The 20,664-nt window shown below is 71.5% G+C and carries 19 protein-coding genes; 8 read left to right on the forward strand and 11 right to left on the reverse strand.

Going from position 1 to position 20,664, the window contains the following annotated elements:
- The first annotated feature begins 57 nt into the window (after nt 1–57).
- Nucleotides 58–1,149, forward strand: a complete 1,092-nt coding sequence (locus tag GPA03_RS06300; protein ID WP_156251059.1) for a 3-deoxy-7-phosphoheptulonate synthase — start codon at nt 58–60, stop codon at nt 1,147–1,149.
- Between the two features lie 4 nt (nt 1,150–1,153).
- Nucleotides 1,154–1,663: a hypothetical protein gene (locus tag GPA03_RS06305; RefSeq protein WP_156251060.1), complete on the forward strand. Its 510-nt coding sequence runs from the start codon at nt 1,154–1,156 to the stop codon at nt 1,661–1,663.
- On the opposite strand, the gene GPA03_RS06310 is transcribed toward GPA03_RS06305, so the two are convergent.
- The gene (locus GPA03_RS06310) at nt 1,623–4,838 is read right to left on the reverse strand and encodes an error-prone DNA polymerase (RefSeq protein ID WP_156251061.1); all 3,216 of its coding nucleotides are present in this window, start codon (nt 4,836–4,838) and stop codon (nt 1,623–1,625) included. The genes GPA03_RS06305 and GPA03_RS06310 overlap by 41 nt on opposite strands.
- Nucleotides 4,826–6,349, reverse strand: a complete 1,524-nt coding sequence (locus tag GPA03_RS06315; protein ID WP_156251062.1) for an HNH endonuclease signature motif containing protein — start codon at nt 6,347–6,349, stop codon at nt 4,826–4,828. The genes GPA03_RS06310 and GPA03_RS06315 overlap by 13 nt, the downstream gene beginning before the upstream one ends.
- A 205-nt stretch (nt 6,350–6,554) precedes the next feature.
- On the opposite strand from GPA03_RS06315, the gene GPA03_RS06320 reads away from it, so the two are divergent.
- Nucleotides 6,555–7,625 carry a Gfo/Idh/MocA family oxidoreductase gene (locus GPA03_RS06320; RefSeq protein ID WP_156251063.1) on the forward strand — a complete coding sequence of 357 codons (1,071 nt, stop codon included), beginning with the start codon at nt 6,555–6,557 and terminating at the stop codon, nt 7,623–7,625.
- On the opposite strand, the gene GPA03_RS06325 is transcribed toward GPA03_RS06320, so the two are convergent.
- On the reverse strand, nt 7,626–8,192 hold the full coding sequence (locus tag GPA03_RS06325; protein WP_162458279.1) for a TetR/AcrR family transcriptional regulator: 567 nt from the start codon (nt 8,190–8,192) through the stop codon (nt 7,626–7,628).
- 49 nt (nt 8,193–8,241) lie between these two features.
- Between GPA03_RS06325 and GPA03_RS06330 the strand changes: the two genes are divergently transcribed.
- Nucleotides 8,242–8,766, forward strand: a complete 525-nt coding sequence (locus GPA03_RS06330; RefSeq protein ID WP_162458280.1) for an SRPBCC family protein — start codon at nt 8,242–8,244, stop codon at nt 8,764–8,766.
- A 20-nt stretch (nt 8,767–8,786) separates the two neighbouring features.
- Here GPA03_RS06330 and GPA03_RS06335 read toward each other — a convergent pair whose 3' ends face one another.
- Nucleotides 8,787–9,662, reverse strand: coding sequence for an META domain-containing protein (locus tag GPA03_RS06335; protein ID WP_156251066.1), 876 nt, complete (start codon nt 9,660–9,662; stop codon nt 8,787–8,789).
- Between the two features lie 110 nt (nt 9,663–9,772).
- Here GPA03_RS06335 and GPA03_RS06340 point away from each other — a divergent pair, with 110 nt between their 5' ends.
- Nucleotides 9,773–10,159 carry a helix-turn-helix domain-containing protein gene (locus GPA03_RS06340; protein WP_156251067.1) on the forward strand — a complete coding sequence of 129 codons (387 nt, stop codon included), beginning with the start codon at nt 9,773–9,775 and terminating at the stop codon, nt 10,157–10,159.
- 3 nt (nt 10,160–10,162) lie between these two features.
- On the opposite strand, the gene GPA03_RS06345 is transcribed toward GPA03_RS06340, so the two are convergent.
- The 5 genes from GPA03_RS06345 to GPA03_RS06365 all read right to left on the reverse strand — a co-directional run bounded on the left by GPA03_RS06345 (nt 10,163) and on the right by GPA03_RS06365 (nt 14,316).
- Complete coding sequence (locus GPA03_RS06345) at nt 10,163–10,438, reverse strand: hypothetical protein (RefSeq protein ID WP_156251068.1); 276 nt, start codon at nt 10,436–10,438, stop codon at nt 10,163–10,165.
- Between the two features lie 16 nt (nt 10,439–10,454).
- Nucleotides 10,455–12,002 (reverse strand): hypothetical protein, encoded by a 1,548-nt coding sequence (locus tag GPA03_RS06350; protein ID WP_156251069.1) that lies wholly within the window; start codon nt 12,000–12,002, stop codon nt 10,455–10,457.
- Nucleotides 12,003–12,118: 116 nt separating this feature from the next.
- Complete coding sequence (locus GPA03_RS06355) at nt 12,119–12,721, reverse strand: ClpP family protease (protein WP_156251070.1); 603 nt, start codon at nt 12,719–12,721, stop codon at nt 12,119–12,121.
- On the reverse strand, nt 12,718–13,311 hold the full coding sequence (locus GPA03_RS06360) for a ClpP family protease (protein WP_156251071.1): 594 nt from the start codon (nt 13,309–13,311) through the stop codon (nt 12,718–12,720). The genes GPA03_RS06355 and GPA03_RS06360 overlap by 4 nt, the downstream gene beginning before the upstream one ends.
- 93 nt (nt 13,312–13,404) lie before the next feature.
- A complete protein-coding gene (locus GPA03_RS06365) occupies nt 13,405–14,316 on the reverse strand; it encodes a siderophore-interacting protein (protein WP_156251072.1) in 912 nt (303 codons plus the stop codon).
- Nucleotides 14,317–14,418: 102 nt separating this feature from the next.
- On the opposite strand from GPA03_RS06365, the gene GPA03_RS06370 reads away from it, so the two are divergent.
- The 3 genes from GPA03_RS06370 (at nt 14,419) to GPA03_RS06380 (ending at nt 18,099) form a co-directional block, all read left to right on the forward strand.
- Nucleotides 14,419–15,588: a winged helix DNA-binding domain-containing protein gene (locus tag GPA03_RS06370; RefSeq protein ID WP_156251073.1), complete on the forward strand. Its 1,170-nt coding sequence runs from the start codon at nt 14,419–14,421 to the stop codon at nt 15,586–15,588.
- 54 nt (nt 15,589–15,642) lie between these two features.
- Nucleotides 15,643–17,322, forward strand: a complete 1,680-nt coding sequence (locus GPA03_RS06375; protein WP_156251074.1) for a nuclease-related domain-containing DEAD/DEAH box helicase — start codon at nt 15,643–15,645, stop codon at nt 17,320–17,322.
- A gap of 63 nt (nt 17,323–17,385) precedes the next feature.
- Entirely contained in the window at nt 17,386–18,099 is a 714-nt protein-coding gene (locus GPA03_RS06380) for a phosphotransferase (RefSeq protein ID WP_156251075.1), read from the forward strand.
- 19 nt (nt 18,100–18,118) lie between these two features.
- Here the strand turns inward: GPA03_RS06380 and GPA03_RS06385 are convergent, their stop codons facing one another.
- Together GPA03_RS06385 and GPA03_RS06390 are read right to left on the reverse strand one after the other, a co-directional pair.
- Entirely contained in the window at nt 18,119–19,735 is a 1,617-nt protein-coding gene (locus tag GPA03_RS06385) for a DNA polymerase Y family protein (RefSeq protein ID WP_156251076.1), read from the reverse strand.
- Nucleotides 19,735–20,535 (reverse strand): hypothetical protein, encoded by an 801-nt coding sequence (locus GPA03_RS06390; protein ID WP_156251077.1) that lies wholly within the window; start codon nt 20,533–20,535, stop codon nt 19,735–19,737. The genes GPA03_RS06385 and GPA03_RS06390 overlap by 1 nt, the downstream gene beginning before the upstream one ends.
- Between the last annotated feature and the right edge of the window lie 129 nt (nt 20,536–20,664).

Raw genomic sequence — 20,664 nt, forward strand, 5'->3', positions numbered from 1 at the left:
GGTCCTGCCCGTTGCCATGTCAGGCGGGCTCTGCACGGTCCGCCGGAAAGGACCGCCATGTCCGTCTCAGAGCTGACCGAGCCCGACGTCCGCACCTCGGACCTGCACGTCTCCCAGATCGAGCCCCTGCCGAGCCCCCGCGACCTGCTCGACGAGCTCCCCGCGGGCACGTCCGCGCTGCGTCACGTGGAGGAGTCGCGCGAGGCGGTACGGGCCGCCCTGCTGGCCCTCGACGAGCGGCTGCTGGTCGTCGTCGGGCCCTGCTCGATCCATGACACCGAGGCCGGGCTCGAGTACGCCGGCCGCCTGGCCGAGGTCGCCGAGCAGCTGGACGACCGGTTGCTCGTCGTGATGCGGACGTACTTCGAGAAGCCGCGCACCACGGTGGGCTGGAAGGGCCTGGTCAACGACCCTCACCTGGACGGCAGCCACGACATCGCCACTGGGCTGCGGCGTGCGCGTGGGTTCCTTCGCGACGTGGTGGACCTGGGGCTGCCCACCTCGACCGAGTTCTTGGAGCCGATCAGCCCGCAGTACCTGGCCGACCTCATCAGCTGGGGCGCGATCGGGGCTCGGACGGCGGAGAGCCAGATCCATCGCCAGCTCGCCTCGGGGCTGTCGATGCCGATCGGGTTCAAGAACGGTACCGACGGCAGCCTGGACGTCGCGCTCGACGGCTGCACCGCCGCGGGGGCCGCGCAGTCGTTCCTCGGGATCGACGACGACGGCAGGGCCGCGCTGGTGCGCACCTCCGGCAACCCCGACACGCACGTGATCCTGCGGGGCTCGAGCACGGGGCCCAACTACGGCGCGGAGCACGTGCAGGCGGCTGCCCAACGGTTGCGGGAGGCCGGCAGGGTGCCGCGGGTGATGGTCGATGCCAGTCACGGCAACAGCGGCAAGGACCATCTGCGGCAGCAGGTGGTGGCGCACGAGATCGCCGAGCAGGTGGCGGCCGAGCGTGCAGCGGGTGAGGTGGCGCTGGCCGGTGTGATGCTCGAGAGCTTCCTTGTGGGCGGTGCTCAGAAGCTGGACCCCCGACCCGGAGGTCCGACGCTGACGTACGGGCAGAGCGTCACCGATGCCTGCATGGCGTGGGACGCGACCGTCGAGGTGCTCGAGCACCTCGCCGCGGCCGTGGCAGGCTGAGGTGATGAGCGATCACGGCGCCTCCCCGCCCACCCCACCACGCGCGGACCTCGACCGGGCTCCGGAGGTGGTCGCGACGATCGACCGCCGCGCTGCGGCGTTGCGTGCGGCGCCGCAGGATCCCGGCGCTATGGACGGCGTGTGGCGAGCCGTCTACGGCCTGGAGCACTGGCTGTTCATCGCGCGAGGAGAGCCGCAGCGACCGACCGCGTACGCCATCGTGCACGAGCAGGGTCCGCTGGTGCTGGCCTTCACCACCGCGGCCCGCGCTCGGTCCGGCGGCATGGCGAACGGCTTGAGCGAGGACGAGGCCGGCCTCATCATGCAGGTGCCGCTTCCCGGTGCGATCGAGTGGGCCGCCTCGATGGCTGCGGGCGGCGTGACCGGGCTGGTCGTGGACTATGGCACGCTCGACCTCTTCGCGCCGATCGCGAACCTGCTGCCGATGCGCGATTGGATGGCGGCCAACCCGGTCACCGGAAGTCGCGAGAACGGCTCGGCACCCGCAGGCTGAGCGGCTCGATCCGTTCTGCCATGAGGTTGGTGACGCCGTCGGCGTGCTCCACGGTGCCTCTGATCACGAGCGCCGCGCTGCCACGAGCGACCTTCCGGTGCCGGCCCCACACGCCGGCTGAGCAGATGACGTTGAGCAGACCGGTCTCGTCCTCCAACGACAGGAACGTGACACCGCCGGCGGTGGCCGGTCGCTGCCGGTGCGTGACCACCCCGGCCACCCGGACCCGGGTGCCGTTGCCCGAGTGCGGCACTCTCTCGATCGTGAGCACCCCTGCGGTGTCGAGATCAGGGCGGAGGAACTGGGTGGGGAAGGAATCGGTCGACAACCCGGTGGCCCACACGTCGGCTACGGCCTGGGTGACGCCGTCCATCTCCGGCAGCTCGGGAACCTCCAGGCCCACAGCGGTGAACGGCAGCGGCTCCTGCACGTAGTCGCCGCGCCGGTGCCCACTCTCCCCTGCCAGCGCACCGGCCAACCACAGCGCCTTCCGCCGGCTGTGGTCGAAGCAGGAGAGCGCACCCGCAGTGGCGAGCGCCTCGAGCTGTGCGGCCGACAGGCCGACCCGCCGCGACAGGTCGGCGACGTCCACGAACGGTGACCGCTCCCGGGCGGCGACCAGCCGCTCGGCGGTCTTCTCCCCGATGCCCCGCACAGGTGCGAGCCCGAGGCGGACGACCAGTCCGCCGTCGTCGGCCCGTTGCACGCAGGCCTGCACCTCCGAGATCGCGACATCCGCCCGCTCGACCCTGACCCCGTGACGGGCGGCATCGGCGACCAGCGAGGCCGGCGAGTAGAACCCCATCGGCTGCGCGGCGAGCAGCCCGGCGTAGAAGGCCTCCGGGTGATGGACCTTCAACCAGGAGCTCGCGTAGACCAGGTAGGCGAACGAGAAGGCGTGCGACTCCGGGAAGCCGAAGTCGGCGAACGCCTTCAGCTTCTCGAAGATCTGCTCGCCGGTCTCGGTGTCGACGCCGCGATCGGCCATCCCGTCGAGAAGCCGTTGGTGGAGGGCTTCCATGCGTTCGACCGACCGCTTCGAGCCCATCGCCCGGCGCAGCTGATCGGCCTCGGCCGGCGTGAAACCGGCCACGTCGATCGCGATCTGCATCAGCTGCTCCTGGAACAGCGGCACCCCGAGGGTCTTGGAGAGCGCAGGCTCGAGCAGCGGGTGCGCGTAGGTGATGGGCTCACGCCCGTTCTTGCGGTTGATGAAGGGGTGCACGCTCTGCCCCTGGATCGGACCGGGGCGGATGAGCGCGACCTCGACGACGATGTCGTAGAAGCAGCGCGGACGCAGGCGCGGCAGCGTGGCCATCTGGGCGCGGGACTCCACCTGGAACACGCCCACCGTGTCGGCGGCGCACAGCAGGTCGTAGACAGCCGGGTCTTCCTGCGGGATCGAGTGCAGGCCGACCTCGACGCCTTCGATGTCCTTCACCCACGTGAAGGCCAGCCGCAGCGCGGTCAGCATCCCCAGGCCGAGCAGGTCGAACTTGACCAGCCCGGCATCGGCGCAGTCGTCCTTGTCCCACTGCAGCACGGTGCGCCCGGGCATGGTGGCCCACTCGACCGGGCACACGTCGATGACCGGGCCCTCGCACAGCACCATGCCGCCCGAGTGGATGCCGAGGTGGCGCGGCAGCCGCAGCATCTGCTCGGCCATGTCGACGACGTGGACCGGGATGTCGTCGGTGTCGCCCTCGGCTGCGGCATCGACGGCGGCGCTGGGCTCCCAGGGGCCGTCACGCCGCAGCTCGGTGGTCTTGCCCGCGCGCAACGTGCCCCAGCGCTCGATCCCCTTGGACCAGGCATCCTGCTGGCCGGCATCGAAGCCGAACGCCTTCGCCGCATCCCGGATCGCGGATCGCGGCCGGTAGGAGATGACGTTCGCGACCTGCGCGGCGTGACGACGCCCGTACCGTTCGTAGACGAACTGGATCACCTCTTCTCGACGGCGGGACTCGATGTCGATGTCGATGTCCGGGTAGCCCTTGCGCCCCTCGGAGAGGAAGCGCTCGAACAGCAGCCGGTGCTGCACGGCGTCGACCGCGGTGATGCCGAGCGCGAAGCAGACGGCCGAGTTCGCCGCGCTCCCCCGCCCCTGGCAGAGGATGCCGTTGCGGCGGCAGAAGTCGACGATCTCGTGGACGATGAGGAAGTAGCCAGGGAATCCGAGCCGCTCGATGATGCCGAGCTCGTGCTCGAGCATCGCGTACGCGCCTGGCTGCCGCTCGGCGTCGCGTGGCCCGTATCGCTCGGCGGCCCCGACCTCGGTGAGATGACGCAACCAGGAGGCCTCGGTGTGCCCGGGTGGGATGGGGTGCGGCGGCAGGTTCGGAGCCACGAGCGTGAGGTCGAAGGCGCACTGGTCGGCGATCTCGAGGCCGGCGGTGAGCAGCTGCGGGTGCCGCCGGTGCACGTGCGCCATCTCCAGCGGTGACCGGATGTGGTTGGCGGTGGGCGGGAGCCAGCCGTCGAGCTGGTCGAGGCTGGTGCGGGCGCCGACGGCTGCGAGAGTGTCGGCGAGCGGCTGGTCCCGCGGCGAGGCGCAGTGGACGTTCCCCGTGGCCACGGCCACCACCCCGGCCGCGTGCGCCAGGTCGACGAGCACCTGGCTCCGGGCGGCATCCAGGGGTGCGCCGCGGTCGGTGACCTCCACGGCCACGTTGTCCCGACCGAACGCCTTGATCAGCAGCTCGAGCTCGGCGCGCGCCGCGGCAGGGTCCCAGACACCGGGGCTCGGCTCGAGCGCACGCCGCACGGCGCCCTGCCGGCATCCGGTGAGCACCACCCACTGGCCGCCGGCGTGCTCGGCCAGCTCGTCCAGACGGTAGTCGGCCTCGCCCTTCGTGCCGGTCGCGAGGTGTGCGGTGGCGATCGCGCGTGACAGCCGCCGGTACCCCTCGGGACCGCGTGCGAGCACAACCAGGTGCTGATCGGGGAGGCTGAGCTCGGACCCAAAGATGCTGGGCAGCCCCAGACCACGCGCGGCTTCGGCGAACCGGACCACGCCGTAGTAGCCGTCATGGTCCGTGAGCGCCAGCGCAGACAGCCCGCGGCCCACGGCCTCGACCACCAGCTCCTCGGGCTGGCTCGCGCCGTCGAGGAAGCTGAACGAGGAGTGCGCGTGCAGCTCGGCGTACGCGGGTGAGCCCGCGTTCACGCCGCCCATCCGGCCAGCACCTCGGCCAGCGCGAACTCACCGGGCGACGGATCCTCGCGCGCGTCGATCTCGACGGCCGCGGATCTGAACGGATCGCGTAGCCGACGTGCACGCTCCCGCCCGGTCCCAGCACCGACATCACCGCCGGGCAGCGGTGGCGCCGCACTGACGTACCGATGACCGCTCGGTGTTCGCGTGGTGACCGTATGTCGCTGGAGAACCCCTCGATCCTCGCTGTGCGGACGCATCGCCCACCCAGGCGCCTGCTTCGCGTAGTTGTGCCCCTCGCAGGTCGACTGCAGATCGGTTGCCGAGCTGGGGCCGCCGGCCGCCCAGGGGACCACATGGTCGCTGTGCCTGGCCGGCGCATCGCACCAGGGCACACGACAGGTGCTGGCATCGCGCAGATCGATGAACTCGCGCAGCCCCTTCGGCACCTTCCTTCGACGGGAGTCCATCGCGACCAACGATCCGCTGTCAGGTGCGCGGTACAGCCGACGCACCCAGGCACCGGCGCCGCGACCGGCGTCACCCACCAGCTCTCGGGCGACCGCTGCAGGCACCGGGCCGTAGCCGGGAACCTCGGCAGGTTCGGCATCGCCGTGGAACAGCGCGGCATCGGTCATCACGAGGTTGACCAGTACCGGCGGGGCGGTTCCCTCATGCTGGCCAGTGACACCGGCGATCAGTGCATCGGCCATCACCTGGCCGCGAGCGCGTGGGTCGCCGCTGCTTCGAGCCGAGTCGGCATGCTTGCTCAGCGCGGCGAACGCGGCGACGCCCTGCGCAGCCGGGACCAGCGCGGTCAGGTACGCCATGGTGTCGGGGGCAGGGCGCAGCGTGACCCGGCGCTCCGCCTCCGCACGGGATCGGCGCTCGACGACGGCCGCGGCGTTCTCCCGCGCGCACCATCCTCGTGCGATGTTTCCCACCTGGCGGTCACCGAGACCGGCGAGCACCTCGGGGTTGGCGCACAGATCGTTGTCCAGGCGTGCCCTGTCCTCGCGCGGCAGGCATGCCGACTCCTTGACGAGCAACATCGAGCGCCACGGCGAGAGACGCCCGGTGGCGAGTGCGTGCAAGGTGTGGGGCATCTCGAGGCAGAGCGCCTTGCTGAAGCCCATCAGCGTGCGCCCGCGCACGAGGGACGTGCGGGCGGCGAGCGCGACCTCAGCGGCAACGCCGCGGCCGCGCTGGTCCGCCTTCGTGCCCGCCTCGCCCTCCTGGGCTCGTCGGGTCCGGTCGAGCTCGACCACGGCTCGGGCCTGCAGCGCAGCTGCGGCCGAGGTGACGTCCTCCAACGCCGAGATCAGGTCAACCAGTGCCGCGGTGGGATCGGCATCGGGTTCGAGCCAGGACTGCCGCACACCTGCGACCGCTGCGGAACCGAACGCGTGCGCCTGTGCCCGCGCCGCCAGCAGCAGCTCGGCGACCTCGGCCTCACGAGAGCCGAGTCGGACCCGCGAGAGGGTAGCCGCCGACCCGTTGGTCACGCCGTCACCTATCCTCTCGCCATCCATGGATTCTCCTTCGACCCGCATCGCCGACCGCCTCAGCTTTTAGAACATGTGTTCTATCTAACCTGATGCGTCCTTCCACGTCAACCCCGGCGAGCAGCTGGTCTTCGACCCTGAGGACCGCACACCCGCAGGCTAGGACCGGGATACGACACCCTGCGCCCACGGCACCGCCCAAGCCCTAGCCTGCTCCCAGGAGGTCACACCCATGCTCACCACCGTCGCCCTCGTCGGGGCGGGCTACCGCTCGCACACGTTCGCCCGCGTCATCGCCGCGGTTCCGGACCGGCTGCGGCTCGCCGGAGCCGTGGTTCGCGACCCCGAGCGCGCGAGCGAGTTCGCCGCTGAGCATGGCACCACGACGTGGGGCTCGGTCGCCGAGGCCGATCTCGACGGCGTCGACGTCGTCGTCGTAGCCGTGCCGGGCTCGAGCAGCGCCACGGTGATCGCCGAGCTGAAGGACCGCGGCCCCGTCGTGCTCGCCGAGACGCCGCCGGGAGTCGACGTGGCCCAGCTCGACGCCCTGTGCGCGCTCGAGCGGGACGGCCTGCGCATCCAGGTCGCTGAGCAGTACCACCTCGAGCCGCTGATCGCTGCGCAGATCTCGATCGCACGCTCCGGCCTGCTTGGAACGGTCTCGCAGGCCCAGGTCGCGGTGTCGCACGGCTACCACGGCGTCAGCGTGCTGCGCCGAGCGCTCGGGATCACGTTCGAGGACGCCGAGATCACCGCGACGAGGATCCCCTCGCCGGTGCGGCTGGGTCCGAGCCGTTACGGCGACCCAGAGACGGAGACGATGGTCACGGAGACCTACCGCACGCTCGCCTGGCTCGACTTCGGCGACCGCCACGGCACGTTCGACTTCGACGACCAGCAGTACCGGAACTGGGCCCGCTCGCCGGGCATGCTGATCCGGGGCACCGACGGCGAGCTCCGGGACACGGAGGTCCGTCGCTTCCTCGACCCCCGCACACCGCTGGTCTCCCGCCTCGAACGGGTGGCAGCGGGCGGGCCGGGCAACCACGAGGGCATGTTCCTGCGCGGTTACACCTTCGAGGGTGCGTGGCGGTACGCCAACCCGTATCTGCGTGCGCGGCTAGCCGAGGACGAGATCGCCATCGCGTCGATCCTCGAGGCCACCGGTGAGCACGCGCGCGGCGGCCCGGCGCCCTACCCCCTGGCCGAAGCCGCCCAGGACCGCTACCTCGACCTGGCGATCCAGCGGGCCGCCGAGACCGGTGAGAAGGTACGCACGAGCCGGCAGTCGTGGGCGGGCTAGCTACGGCGCGTCGATCAGCGCCAAGAACTCGCGGCGCAACGATGACCGCTTGACGGCGTCCATCACCCCGGGCGCGTCGAGCAGCACGAGGTTGCCCAGGTAAGCCGCGTACAGCACCCTGGCGCGCGCAGCTGCCCGCGCAGGGGCCATCCCGCGCGCTCGCAGCAGCCGCCGCACGTAGTCGATGCGCGTCTCGTGAACACGCGCGACCACAGGCCCGATCTGCGGGTGGTCGGCGGCACCCAGGATCCGCCACTCCGTCGGCGCCGACTCGGGGTGCCCGAGCACGACGTCGACGAGCCGCTCCAGCGCATCGCCCGACCCACCTTCCTCGACGTCAGCGATGATCGCCTCGGTCGCTGTGTGCGCCCACTGCTCGACGACGGCGTCAACCAGCTCCGCGCGGTCGCGGAAGTGCCAGTAGAAGCTCCCCTTGGTGGCCCCGATCTCGGCGGCCAACAGCTCGACAGCGAGGTTCTTGAAGCCGACCCGCGTTCCCATGCGGGTGGCAGCCTCGACCCAGTCGACCCTGCTCAGACGGGAGCTCGAGCGAGGTTGCGAGGACACCTTGCCACCCTACCGTACGGCAGCGTATGGTGCATCCGTACGCTACCGTATGGAGGAGCTGGAGATGGGCTGGACCACCCGCACGACCACTGGCCTGACGAACATCCACGAGCGCGAGGTCCGAGCCTGTCCCGCCGAGGTCTGGGAGGCGATGTCGACGCTCAGCTCCCCGCAGGACCGGGTCTGGCCCCGCGACCGCTGGCCTCGGCTGAGACTCAGCGACGGCCTCCGCCCTGGCTCCGACGGCGGCCATGGACCGATCCGCTACGGCGTCACCCGCGTCGAGGAGGGGTCCGCGCTGACCTTTGCCCTGGATCCTGCAGGGGGTGTGAGCGGCTGGCACGGCTTCACCCTGGCGCCGACCGACGCCGGCACCCGCGTCACCCACACGCTCGCCATCGAGAGCCCGAGCGCCACGGTCATCACGGTGGTCGTCCCGCTGCACGACGCCCTCCTCGAAGATCTCCTCGACCAGCTCGCGGCCGCCGTCGAGCATCGTGAGCTGACTCGGAGTCCGCAATCCCTCGGGGTGCGGGCGCGCCGCGCCCTCGTCCGTGTGTCGGCGCGCCGGTGAACGGCCACCACCATCGGCGATCAGCCCCGCGCCGCCTCACCGATGACCGTGCCCTCGGCGTCGTAGAAGGTCAGGGTGTCGCCGTCGACCACCAGCCACGCGGAGCCGACCAGCATGGAGCCGAGGTTCTCGCCCTCGCAGCCGATGAGGGTCTGCGGCCCTGAGGTCACCAGCAGCACGAGCTCGTCGTCGAGCAGCCAGCGGCCACCGACGCCGTTGCAGCCGTCGGAGCCGGTCCAGGTCCCGTCGTCGAGAAGCTCGATGAAGGGATCGGTCTCGTAGGTCTCGACCGGGACCCAGCGGCCGAGCACCTCCTCGGCGGCTGCCGGTTCGGTGCCGTTCGGGAGCGGCTCCGGCCGGACGTCGAGCTCGGCGGCCTGCTCCTCGGTGAGCTCGGGCTGCGTACGGAGCTCGTCGGCGACGTCGGGATGCGGCGGCGGTTCGCCGTCGAGGCTGAGGGTGGCGAGCACCTCGCCCTCGGCGTCGAGCAGGACCCGATCCTCACCATCGGCCGCGAAGCCGTCGACGGCGAGCAACCAGTCCACCGCTCCCGCGCCGTCGCCGCACGCGCCGGACCAGCTCTCGATCGATGTGAGCATCGCTCCGGCACCGGGGAGCCACCAGCCGCTGATCGCACCGCACTCCCGCCACAGCGTCAGGTCGTGGGGCGAGTACGGCGAACCGATCTGTACCCAGGTGTCCTCGCTCTCACCCTCGGCATCCACCCGCCACAACCCCACCAGCTGCGACGGCGGGACCTCCTCGCGCGCGGGGCCGCCGGCCGTCGTCGGCCCACCTCCGCCGTCACCCGCAGGCGCGCCGGCGCAGGCGGCCACTACCGGGATCGCGGCCAGCGTCGCGGCGGCTGCGAGGAGTCGTGCACCGGGTCTCGTCATACCGAGCCAGTGTGGTGGCTCCCCCGGCGTTGCACCACCGGCCGGCGCGGCCGATTTCGCCCGGGACGAACAGCCGTGCGCGGGCAGGGTGCGCGCTCTACCGTTCCTGCATGGGCGACGTCATCGCATTCCCGAGGTCACCGCAGACCACGCCGGCCGAGTCGACCGGCTCGCGCCCCGCCACCCGGCGCCGGCTGCTGTGGCGCGAGGCGATCGGGCACGAGCTGCGAGAGGAACGGCACAGCCAGGACCGCACCCAGGGTGACGTCGCCGAGCATGCCGGGATCTCCACCCAGTACCTGTCGGAGGTCGAGCGCGGCCGCAAGGAGCCGAGCTCGGAGATCCTCGAGGCCGTGACCGACGCCCTGCGCCTCCCCCTCGGCGACCTGGTGCTGCGGGCGGCCGAGCTGCTGCCGGGAGCCGACCTCGTCACGACCTCGTCGACCGACCGCGGCCCCGGCGCCCGCCCCGACGGCCCGGTCCTGCTCGCTGCCTGACCGTCAGCCCGGCCTCGCCTCCTCGGACTGCGCCGGCGGCGCCAGCTCAACGCTCACCGGAACGGCGTACCGATGCCCGTCGACCTCCACGAGCACGGGCTCAGGTACGGCGGCGGGCGCCGCAGCCACGACCAGCATCAGCCCTGGCTCCTGCCCCGCACCCGTGTCGACCCACGCCACCCCCAGACCGTGGGCGCCGAACTGCCTCATCAGCGCGGCGCCCTCGGACGCCTTCGCCGCCGCGGCGGCGCGCCAACGTGGGTCCTCCGTCTCCGTCATCGACCTCTCCCACCGCTCAGCGGACACGTACCCCGAACACCTGCGCGAGGCTGCGTCCCTCGCTGCGATCGAGCATGTCACGCAGCTCGCGCAGCACGGCCCGCAAGTCGTTGCTCGCGCGCCGGTCCACGATCTCGGCCAGCTTGCTGAGCCGCTCCACGTCCTCGCTCCCCAGCACACGGCCCAGCACGTCGTCGGTGGTCACCGCGGTCCCGGTGATCGGCCGTAGCGCCGAGAGCGCCGCACGTCTCACGTCACCGTCCTTGGCGAGCATCGTGAGCAGCTCGCCCCGGTGGGTGTCGACGGCGTCGGTCAGGACCCTGCCCTTGGCGGCTCCCTGCAGCCTGCTCTGGACGTCACGCGCCAGCCCGCGGGTGGGGTTGAGCGCGGCGGCGTGCCGTCGCACGGCGTCGGTGAACCCACCCGCCCAGCTGACCATCGGCGAGCGGTGGCTGACCGTGATCGGCAACTCCGCCGTCGTCAGCGGCAGCACGCCGAGGCGCCGAGCGACGACCGTCTCAGGGATCGCAGGTAGCGACTCCTCCGAGGCGTTGAGCGAGTCGATGAAATTCGCGAACGCACCGGCGCACAGCGTCGTCAGGTCCAGCTCGTCGAAGACGTTCTGGATCTTGCACGCGACGCCGTAGACCCCACCTCCGGCGAAGTGCAGCCCGACGGCGGGTTTGATCGCGCCGCCCTCGCTCGTCGGCGTCTGGCTGAACACCACGGACCCGGAGTCACCGCCCGCGGACCAGTCGTCCGAGGGGTCCACCGGCTCGATGCGCAAGCAGTCGTCGAAGGTGTGACCGCTGACGAGGGTGGTCATGTAGTCCACCGAGGCGAGCCGGCCGTAGGTGTGCTCGGTCGTACGGCCGAACTTCTCGACCAGCAGGTTGAGCACCGGCGTCGCCAGCGCGTAGACCGCCGGACCGATGTCATGGACCGTGAGCTCGTAGATGTCCTCGTTCGTGGGCGCCATGATGGCGCAGTCGACCGTGTTGGTGCCGGTCGTGGTGCGGGCGATCCCACGCTTCGTGGTGCCGATCGTGTCCGCGGGATTGCTGCCACCGTCGATCACGGTGCCCGGTTGCGGCATCCGCGCCCCGGCCGTGTGGCCGAACACGTGCTCGTTGCTCAGGGCCACGATCGTGTCGTCGGTCTCGTCCCAGACCCAGCCACCGAGCGTCCCGGTGGGCGGACCGACGCTGACACCGCCCGGCACCGGCCGAATCCGGTCCTTCGGGTCGAGCTCGAAGGAGGCCGGCGGGCTCTCGACGACGTCGGTCGACACACGCCGAGACGCGCCGTCGAGGCGGCTGCGGAACTCGAACGTCTTGGGGACCGCTGTCGCCGGGTTCAGTCGTTCCGCTGCGCTCTTGTGGGTGACGTAGAACGTCAGCGCCAGCTTGCTCGTGACCTCGCCGCCCACGATCTTCGGACCGATCCCGACCGAGTGCGCGTCAAAGCTCTTCAGCAACGTCCGTACGTCGGTCTGCGCCTTGAACTCTCGAAGCACGGGGTAGGCACGGTCCTTGCGGAAGTCACCATCGAAGGCGGTAGGCATGACCTGCTCCTGCTGTGCCGCACGGCCGGCCGATCCGGCCGCTCTTGGACATCAGGAGCGAGGGCACACCCGTGCTGATACACCGGCGGCGGATCTCGCCGTCGGGATGGCCTCGATCAGGCGGCAGGCAGCAGCTTGCGGCTCGCGATCACCTCGTCGACCACGCCGTACTCCCGCGCCAGCTCAGCGGGCAGCACGAGGTCGCGGCTGACCTCCTCTGCGACCTGCTCGATCGGCCGGCCGGTGTGGCGCGCGAGGATCTCCTCGAGCTGGGCACGGGTCCGGGCGACCTCCTTGGCCGCGAGCCGCAGGTCGGGCAACGTGCCGCGGCCGCCTGCCTCGGGCGGGTGCAGCAGCACCCGCGCGTGCGGCAGCATCCCGCGCCGCCCCGGCTCCCCCGCGGCCAGCAGCATCGCCGCGGTCGAGGCGGCCTGCCCCACGCAGATCGTCGAGATCGGCGCCCGCACGAACTGCATCGTGTCGTAGATCGCGAGGCTCGCCGTCACGGATCCGCCCGGGGAGTTGAGGTACAGCGAGATCTCCCGGTCCGGGTCGGCCGACTCGAGGTGGATGAGCTGGGCGATGATCGTGTTAGCGACACCGTCGTCGATCTCGGTCCCGAGAAACACGATGCGGTCCGAGAGCAGGCGCGAGTACACGTCCGAGGCGCGTTGCCCCTGGGCGGTCGTCTCGACCACGCTGGGGATCGTGTAGCTCACGCGAGCACCCCCACCCGGCGGCGCGGCACCCCGAGCGCGAGCACACCCGGGCCGTCCACGATCGCGTCGACGAACCCGTACGCGAGCGCCTCGTCCGCCGTGAACCAGCGGTCGCGGTCCGAGTCGCGGTGGATCGTCTCGATGCTCTGGCCCGTGTGCTCGGCGGTCAGCTCGGTCATCACCCTGTTGGTGTGCTCAAGGTTCTCGGCCTGGATCGCGATGTCGATCGGCGACCCCTGCAGGCCCGCCGAGCCCTGATGCATGAGGATCCGGGCGTGCGGTTGTGCGTACCGCTTGCCCGGCGTACCCGCCGAGAGCAGGAACTGGCCCATGCTGGCGGCGAGGCCGGTCGCGACCGTGGCCACGTCGTTGTCGATCATCCGCATCGTGTCGTAGATGCCGAGCCCGGCCGAGACCACGCCGCCCGGGGAGTTGATCAGCATCGTGATGTCCGCGCGCGGGTCCTCCGCCGCGAGCAGCAGCAGCTGGCTGGTCAGCCTGCGCCCGATGTCGTCGTCGACCTGTTGCCCCAGCACCAGGATCCGGTGCTGCATGAGGTTCTCGATCAGCCTGTCGTCCAGGTTCGCCATGGTGGCTCCTCTCCTTGGGAACCACCATGAGCCCGCTCGACGGCGGAGCTCACCTCATGCTGCCCACAGCAGATCCGCTGTGGGCTGAGCAGGTCAGCCCTCGGCCTTGCCGGTGCGCCAGTACCCCATGAACGCCACCGAGCGGCGGTCCACACCGTGCTCCTTCACGAGCGCGCGGCGCAGCCGCGTGACCACACCGGCCTCACCGGCGAGCCATGCGTAGAACTCGCCCCGGACCGGCTGGTCGGGCACGTCCCAGAGGTATCCGTCGGGGTCGATCGGGAGGTCGCCGACGTCGATCCCGTTCGCACCCTCACCCAGCCAACGATCGAGGAGCGAGCGGACCGCGGGCTCGACCATGGTGCCGTGACCGGCGCCGTCGCGGCCGAGCCAGCGCACCTGCACGCCCGCAGGCGCGTCGACCAGGAGCTCGTCGGTGCTGTGCGGCACCTCGAGCAGGGCCGCTCCGGTCGCGTCGCGCGGCAGGCCCTCGAGGATGGCCAGCGCCGCGGGTACGGCAGTTTCGTCGGCCACGAGGAGGAACCGGTCGGTCCCCTCAGCGGGCTTGAAGCCGGTCCCTCCGTACGGGCCACCGTGGGCTCGGTTGGGCCCGCACAGGATGATCTCGTCACCGGGCGCAACGGTCCCGGCCCAGCGCGAGGCGGGGCCCTCGTCGCCGTGGAGGACGAAGTCGACATCGATCTCACCCGCGTCGGCACGCACGTACCTGGAGGTGTAGGTGCGGACCGGGTTGCGGCGGATCTCCTCGCGGCCCATGAGCTCCTGGTACCAGCTCAGACCATCGGAGTCGCCGACCTCGAGCGAGCCGTCGGGCGCCGGAAGGATGACCTTGACGCGCTGGTCGAACCGATCATCACCGAGCTCGGTGAGCTCCGCCCCGGCGAACGTGATCCGCACGAAGCTCGGGCTGAGCGGCTGCACTCGGGTGACCGCGGTACGGAACAGCCGCCAGGGCTGGACGGTCGCGGTGAGGGTCTGAGTCATCGTGAATAAGGTTAGCCTGACCTCACCTAATCGCACCAGAGAGCAATGTCACAGCCCCCCGTTAGGGTTCATCGGTGATGGCGATCTCGGTGGCGGTCCCCCATGGGTGACCGCTCCTACACCTGGGACCAGCTGCGCAGGCGCGCTCTCGCGCGACAGTTCCCGCGGGTGCGTGGTGATGGAGTCGGCGCCGTGTCCGACCTGGTGGGCTGCATCGGGCCGCTGCAGACCCAGACAGCACGGTCGGCCTTCCTCGGCATCGGAGCGCGGCTCGGCGCCGGGCACCCCACGATCACGGAGGCGTACGAGGGGCTCGCGCTCGTGCGCGGCAGCTCGATCCGGGGCACCGTGCACACCTCGACGCCGGAGCAGCACGTCTGGCTCGACCGCGCCACCCGTGTGGGCCAGCGCGCGATCTGGGCACGCACGCTCAAGCTGCGCACGGCCACGCTCGAGCAGGTGTGGGCCGGGATCGAGGAGTTCGCGACCCCGCAGTGGCGCGGTGTCGACGCGCTCGGCCTGCACCTGCGCAGCTGGCTGGATTCGCACGGCGAGACGACCACCGACCAGCTCGGGCAGCCCCTCGGCCGGTACCTGGCGTTCGGGCACGGCGGCCTGATCCGCCGCCCGCTCACCGGGGGCTGGGAGGGCCAGGGCCGGCCGGAGTACCGCACCGTGGCCGCGGTCCTGGCCGATGGCGGCCACCGCGACACGGGGAGGCTGGCGGACCTGAGGGCGAGCGCGCGCGAGGAGGCGATGGACGCCGTCGTGCTCCTTCATCTGCGCAGTCACGGGCCAGCGAGCCGCAACGACGTGGCGTGGTGGGCCGGGATCGGGCTCCGGGAGGTCGACGCTGCGCTCGCGCGCCTCGCCGACCGGCTGAGCATGCTCCCAGGTCCCGACGGGCGGGACTACTGGGATGTGCCCGACGGCGCCCCTCGCCCGGTCTCGGACGTCGGTGCTCGGCTGCTCCCGGAGTTCGACGCGCTGATGTGCGGGTACGACCCGAAGGCCCGGACGCGGTTCCTCACCGCTGAGCAGCACGCGATCCTGTGGAACCAGCGGAACGGGATGGTGCTGCCCCCGCTGCTCCATCAGGGTCGGATCTCCGGGTGGTGGCGCGCGGAAGGCTCCGGGCAGTCCCGCTCGTTCCTCGTGACCACGTTCCCCGGCGTGGCGGCGCCGTCCGCGGCGGAGCTGGAGCCGGCGGTGAGCGCCGCGGCCACGTCGATGGGATGGGATGTCGCCGATCTTCGCGTCGAACGCGGCTGAGATGTCAGCGCCTCGTCCTAGGTTGGGCTCGCAACCGAGCTGACGGGGGAATCGATGGACGAGCGCACCGGTCCCTGGGTGTGGCCCGAGGACCCGAAGCTGACCAACGCCTCAGAGCGGGATGTCTGGAACCGGCTCACGGACCAGCTTCCCGATGGTGCGTACCTGCTCGGCAACCTGCGGCTGTCCGACCGGAACAAGAACCACGAGATCGATGCGCTCGTGCTGATACCGGGGCTCGGCGCGGTCGCACTCGAGATCAAGGGCGGTGGTGTCTCCTGGGATCCGCAGCGCGGCTGGTCGATCACCCGCGACGACGGGGTGAAGGCGATCGACCCGGTCGGGCAAGCGCGGGCGTCGATGTACGCGCTGCGGAACAAGATCGAGCACGATCCTCGCTGGGGTAGCCGGGATCGGATCCGCTGGGCGCACGGGGTGGTGACGCCGTTCACGGAGTTCGGTCCGGAGTTCGAGCTCGCCGAGCTGCCCCGCTGGATGCTGCACGACCGGCTCGACCAGCCGATGCTGGTCGAGCGGCTGCACCAGCAGCTGACGATGACCGAGCACGCGGGTACCGCGCCTGCGGACGCCGACGCTCTCGCCGTCGTCGCCGAGATCCTCACCCAGCCCCGTGGCATGGCGCATGACGTGCTCGCGAGGTCCGAGGAGCGCGCCGCCATCGCCGATCAGCTCACGATGGAGCAGGCGGTGCTGCTCGGCGCCACCCGACTCCTGCGGCGGGTCGAGGTGCGCGGCGGCGCAGGCTCGGGCAAGACGGTGCTGGCGCTGCAGCAGGCCAAGGAGCTGTCCAGGGGCGGCGGCGGCCGGTCCAAGGAGCGGGTGGCGCTGTTGTGCTACTCGATAGGGCTGGCCGAGCACCTCAAGCGCGTGGTCGCCGGCTGGAGCTGGAAGGAGCGGCCGGCGTTCGTGGGGACCTTCCACGAGTTCGGGCTGCAGTGGGGCGCGGCCACCGGCACCCGCCAGGACAGCGACTTCTGGGAGAACCAGCTGCCGGCAGAGATGGCTTGGCTGGCGGCGGCGCTTCCGCACTCCGGCACGTACGACTCGATCATCGTCGACGAGGCTCAGGACTTCGCGGACTCGTGGTGGACCCCGGTACTCGGGGCGCTGCGCGACGAGGAGGCAAGCGGCCTGTACGTGTACTCCGACGAGAACCAGCGGCTGTTCGCCCGTTACGGCGAGCCTCCGGTGCCGCTCGTGCCGTTGGTGCTCGATCACAACCTGCGGAACACCCGGCAGATCCTCGACGCGTTCGCGCCGCTGGCCCCGTCACGGATGCGGCCACGCGGCAGCGACGGTCCGCGCGTCCGGTTCGTGAAGGCCTCGCTCGAGGGTGCGGTCAGCGCGGCCGACGACCAGATCGAGCAGCTGCTCGAGGAGGAGGGTTGGCCGCAGGAGCACGTGTGCCTGCTGACCACCGGGAAGCGGCACCCGGTCCAGGTCGAGCGTGCCGGCGATGGTGACCAGGAGGCGTACTGGCGCACGTTCTGGGACACCGACGACGTTTTCTACGGGCACGTGCTCGGCTGCAAGGGCCTGGAGCGCCGCGTGGTGGTGCTGTGCGTCAACGACGACGGCTCTCGCGAACGCGCCACCGAGCGTCTCTACGTGGGGATGTCGCGAGCCACGGACCTGTTGGTGATCGTCGGTGACCCGGAGATCATTCGTGCCGTGGGCGGGAACGAGGTCGCGACGCGGCTGGGGATCGGCTGAGTGCTGACCAGCTGGTGCGCGGCTCGCGCTGAGCAGGTCGCGCGGCACCGCTAGCGTCGATGCATGGACATCCTCTCCGGCGGGCGCGACGCCGACGTCTTCCGTCACGGCGACGGGCTGGTGCTGCGCCGCTACCGCGACGGCCGGTCCGCGGAGGCCGAGGGCGCTCTCATGCGCGAGATCGGCACCCTCGGCTACCCGGTCCCGACGGTGGAGTCGGTGGCCGGTCCGGATCTCGTCATGGAGCTGGTGAGCGGGCCGAGCCTCGCCGTTGCCGGGCTGCGCGGTGACGTCTCGCCTCCCGAGAGCGGGCGGATCCTTGCCGAGCTGCTCGATCGGCTGCACGCCCTGCCGTGGCCTGACGGCGAGATCCGGCTGCACCTGGACCTGCACCCGTTCAACGTGCTGATGAGCGAGCGCGGCCCGGTCGTCATCGACTGGTCGAACTCACGGATCGGCCCACCCGGTCTCGACGTCGCGATGACCGCACTGATCCTGGCGCAGGTCGCCACGAACCCGGGGATGCTGACCGGCGACCCCGTGCTGCGTGCTGCGCTCCCCGCGGGTGTCACAGCAAACGTGGTCAGCGACCAGCTGACCGGCGTGCTTCGCTCGCTTGTCGCCCACACCGCCACCCGCTGCCTCGACCACCTGCCCGAGGCCGAGGCCTTCCGACGAGGTGACCGCTTCCAGTCGGAGGACGAGCTCGCCCGGCTCCGGGACGCCGTCGACCTTGTTGTGTCGGTGGCAGACGCACCACCCCCCGACGGGTGGTGAGCTGCGGATCTCGATGGTCTCAGTCGTACATCCCCTCCACCCACCACGACTCCCCCTCCCCGGCGAGGAGGAGCGCGGCCTCGCCGCACACGACCTGCACGTAGGTCCGTGGCCGCCCGCCTGCCCACCAGCGTTCGTGGACCGGCCATGGCCCCGCCCAGCCGGTGACCTCACGGGCACGCTTGTTCACCTCGACCACCGCGGGCATGCCGTGCAGCACGCCGCGCTCACCCACGGTGACGGGGCGGCCGTCGTCGCCCCGGACCTTGGCCGGCAGCGGTGCTGTCGGCACCGTGGCGGGCAGCGGTGAGGGGATCTGCCCCGGCCAAGGGGCCTTCGGGTCGCGCAGCGCGACCGGCTCGTCACCCCAGGCGACCAGCCGCACCCGGTCGCGTGGTGACCGACCCCCTTGAAGCACCGGGGTCAGCACCGCATCGGCTCCGATCAGACCCTGCACCCGCAGCGCCGCGCGCCCGGCCTGTGCCTGGCCGCGACCTTGACGGCCCCACAGCCCATCGGAGGCGACCGCCGCCGGGCTCACCTCCTCCGCTGCCAGCTCCAGCGCGATCACGGGAGCGCTCGGTCGTTGTCCGTTGCGACCGGAGAGCCACCCCTCGAGCTGCCACCGCACCCGGTCGGTGAGCTCGACGGCGGTGAGCGCACCGCCATCGAGCCGCCACGTCCGTTCCAGCGAGCCGCCATCCTCGGTGCGCGCCTGCACCCGCAGCCGTGCGCACACCACCCCACGCCGGAGCATCGCGGTCTGCAGCTCCTCAGCGAGCCGCCTCGCCGCGAAAGCAGCAGCATCGATCCGGTGCGCGGGCGGGTCGAGATCGGCCTGCACCGTGACATCCGGCTCCGCGCGCCGTACCCGTGGCGGCTGGGCGTCCAGCCCGCGCGCCAACCTGTGCGCCTGCAGCCCGAGCGCGCCGAACCTCGGCCCCACCTGTGCGGTGCGCAGCCTCGCCAGATCACCCAGCGTGGTGAGCCCCAACCTGCGGAGCAGATCCACCAGGTCCGCCATCCGTGCACGTGAGTCGCGTGTGGTGGCCACGTGCACCAGGTCGCGCACATCACGCACGGCCAGACTCTCCGCCGACCGGCCCGGCGCTACCCGTTCCGAGGAACGGGCGGCCAGCAGCGCCGTCAGCATCCCATCAGCGATGCCGACCTGCGCCTCCACGCCGGCCTCGGCAGCCGCACCCACCAGAGCCTCAGCCAGCACTTCCTCCGAGCCCAGGTACCGGCTCGGCCCCCGTGTGGGCAGCACCGTCACCCCTGGTCGGAGCAGGCTCGACTCCGGCACGACGGCCTCCAGCGCCTGCATCACCGGCTCGAAGGCCCGCACGTCACGGCCTTCATCGGCGTTGATCAGCACCAGCTCCGGACACAGTCCCTGCGCGGTACGACGCCGCATGCCGCGACGCACTCCCTCCGCGCGCGCTCGCGCCGACACCGCCACCAAGCCACGGCCATCGTGCAGCGCCACCGGCTCGTGCGCCTGCGCCAGACCTTCCGCCACGGCGGCTGCGACCGGCCAGTCCGGCACCCACAGCACCGCCAGCCTGGTGGCCCGCTCGGCCTCTCTCAGCTCCGGCGGCTCCCCCGGCGGCGGACCCGAGACCACGGCGCTCATCAGCCCGCCCTCGCCAGGTCGAGCTCATGGATCTCTCCCTCGCCCACGGGGAGGTGAGCATCCGGACCGACGGGGGTCACACCGCCGTCGGCGCCCATCCTGATCCGCACCCGGCGGGGCTGCCCGAGGCCACGGGCGTACCCGGTGATCGTGGCCTCCCGACCCGTCAGCACGCCCTCGCCGGCACCGACGCCGAGCCATGACCGCTCCCCCACCTCCAGCACCGCCTGCGCACCCGGCCAGACGTCACCTGACAGCAGCACCGCCTCCCTGGTGCGTAGCCGATGCCCGGCGCTGCGCCGATCGGCCTCGGTGAGCGCTGCGCACCGACCGAGCACCACGACGTCGAAGCCATCGATCAGCGCTCCCAGCACCGACGGTGCGTCCGGTCCTGGCTGTGGCACCACGACCGTGCGGAACAGATCGAGCCCTGCTTCCGCGGCCGCAGCCAGCCCCACATCGGGCATCGCCACCACCGCGCACCACAGGTCCTGCCCCGGCGCGTTCGCGGCCGCCGCAGCCATGGCCAGCAGCACCGACCGCGACCCCGACACCTGCACCGCACTGCCCCGACGTAGCCCGCCCCACGGCAGCAGCTGCTCCAGGCCAGCAGGAACCGGCAGCAACAGCTCGGAGGGAACATCGCTCGACGGCGCAGGCCCGCCCGCTCCCGCTTCTGCGGTCGCGAGAGTGGTGACGCCGGTGAGCCGTTGCCGCAGCCCTGCGCTCGCCTCGGCCGTGACCAAGGCTCGCTGCGCGGCTGCGAGCCGGGCCTCCCGACTCGTCTCGCGTTCCCTCACGCCTGCCTGCATCACGCACCTCCTGCCTACGAACCGACGCTAGGACCGACCACCGACATCCGTTCGAACCTCGAACGGATGTTCCATTAGACTCTCCTGTGGCGTCCCTGTCAACGAGAGCCGAAGGTC

Origin of the sequence: Pseudactinotalea terrae (assembly GCF_009733845.1) — a bacterium.
In the GTDB taxonomy this organism is placed as follows: Bacteria; Actinomycetota; Actinomycetes; order Actinomycetales; family Beutenbergiaceae; genus Pseudactinotalea; species Pseudactinotalea terrae.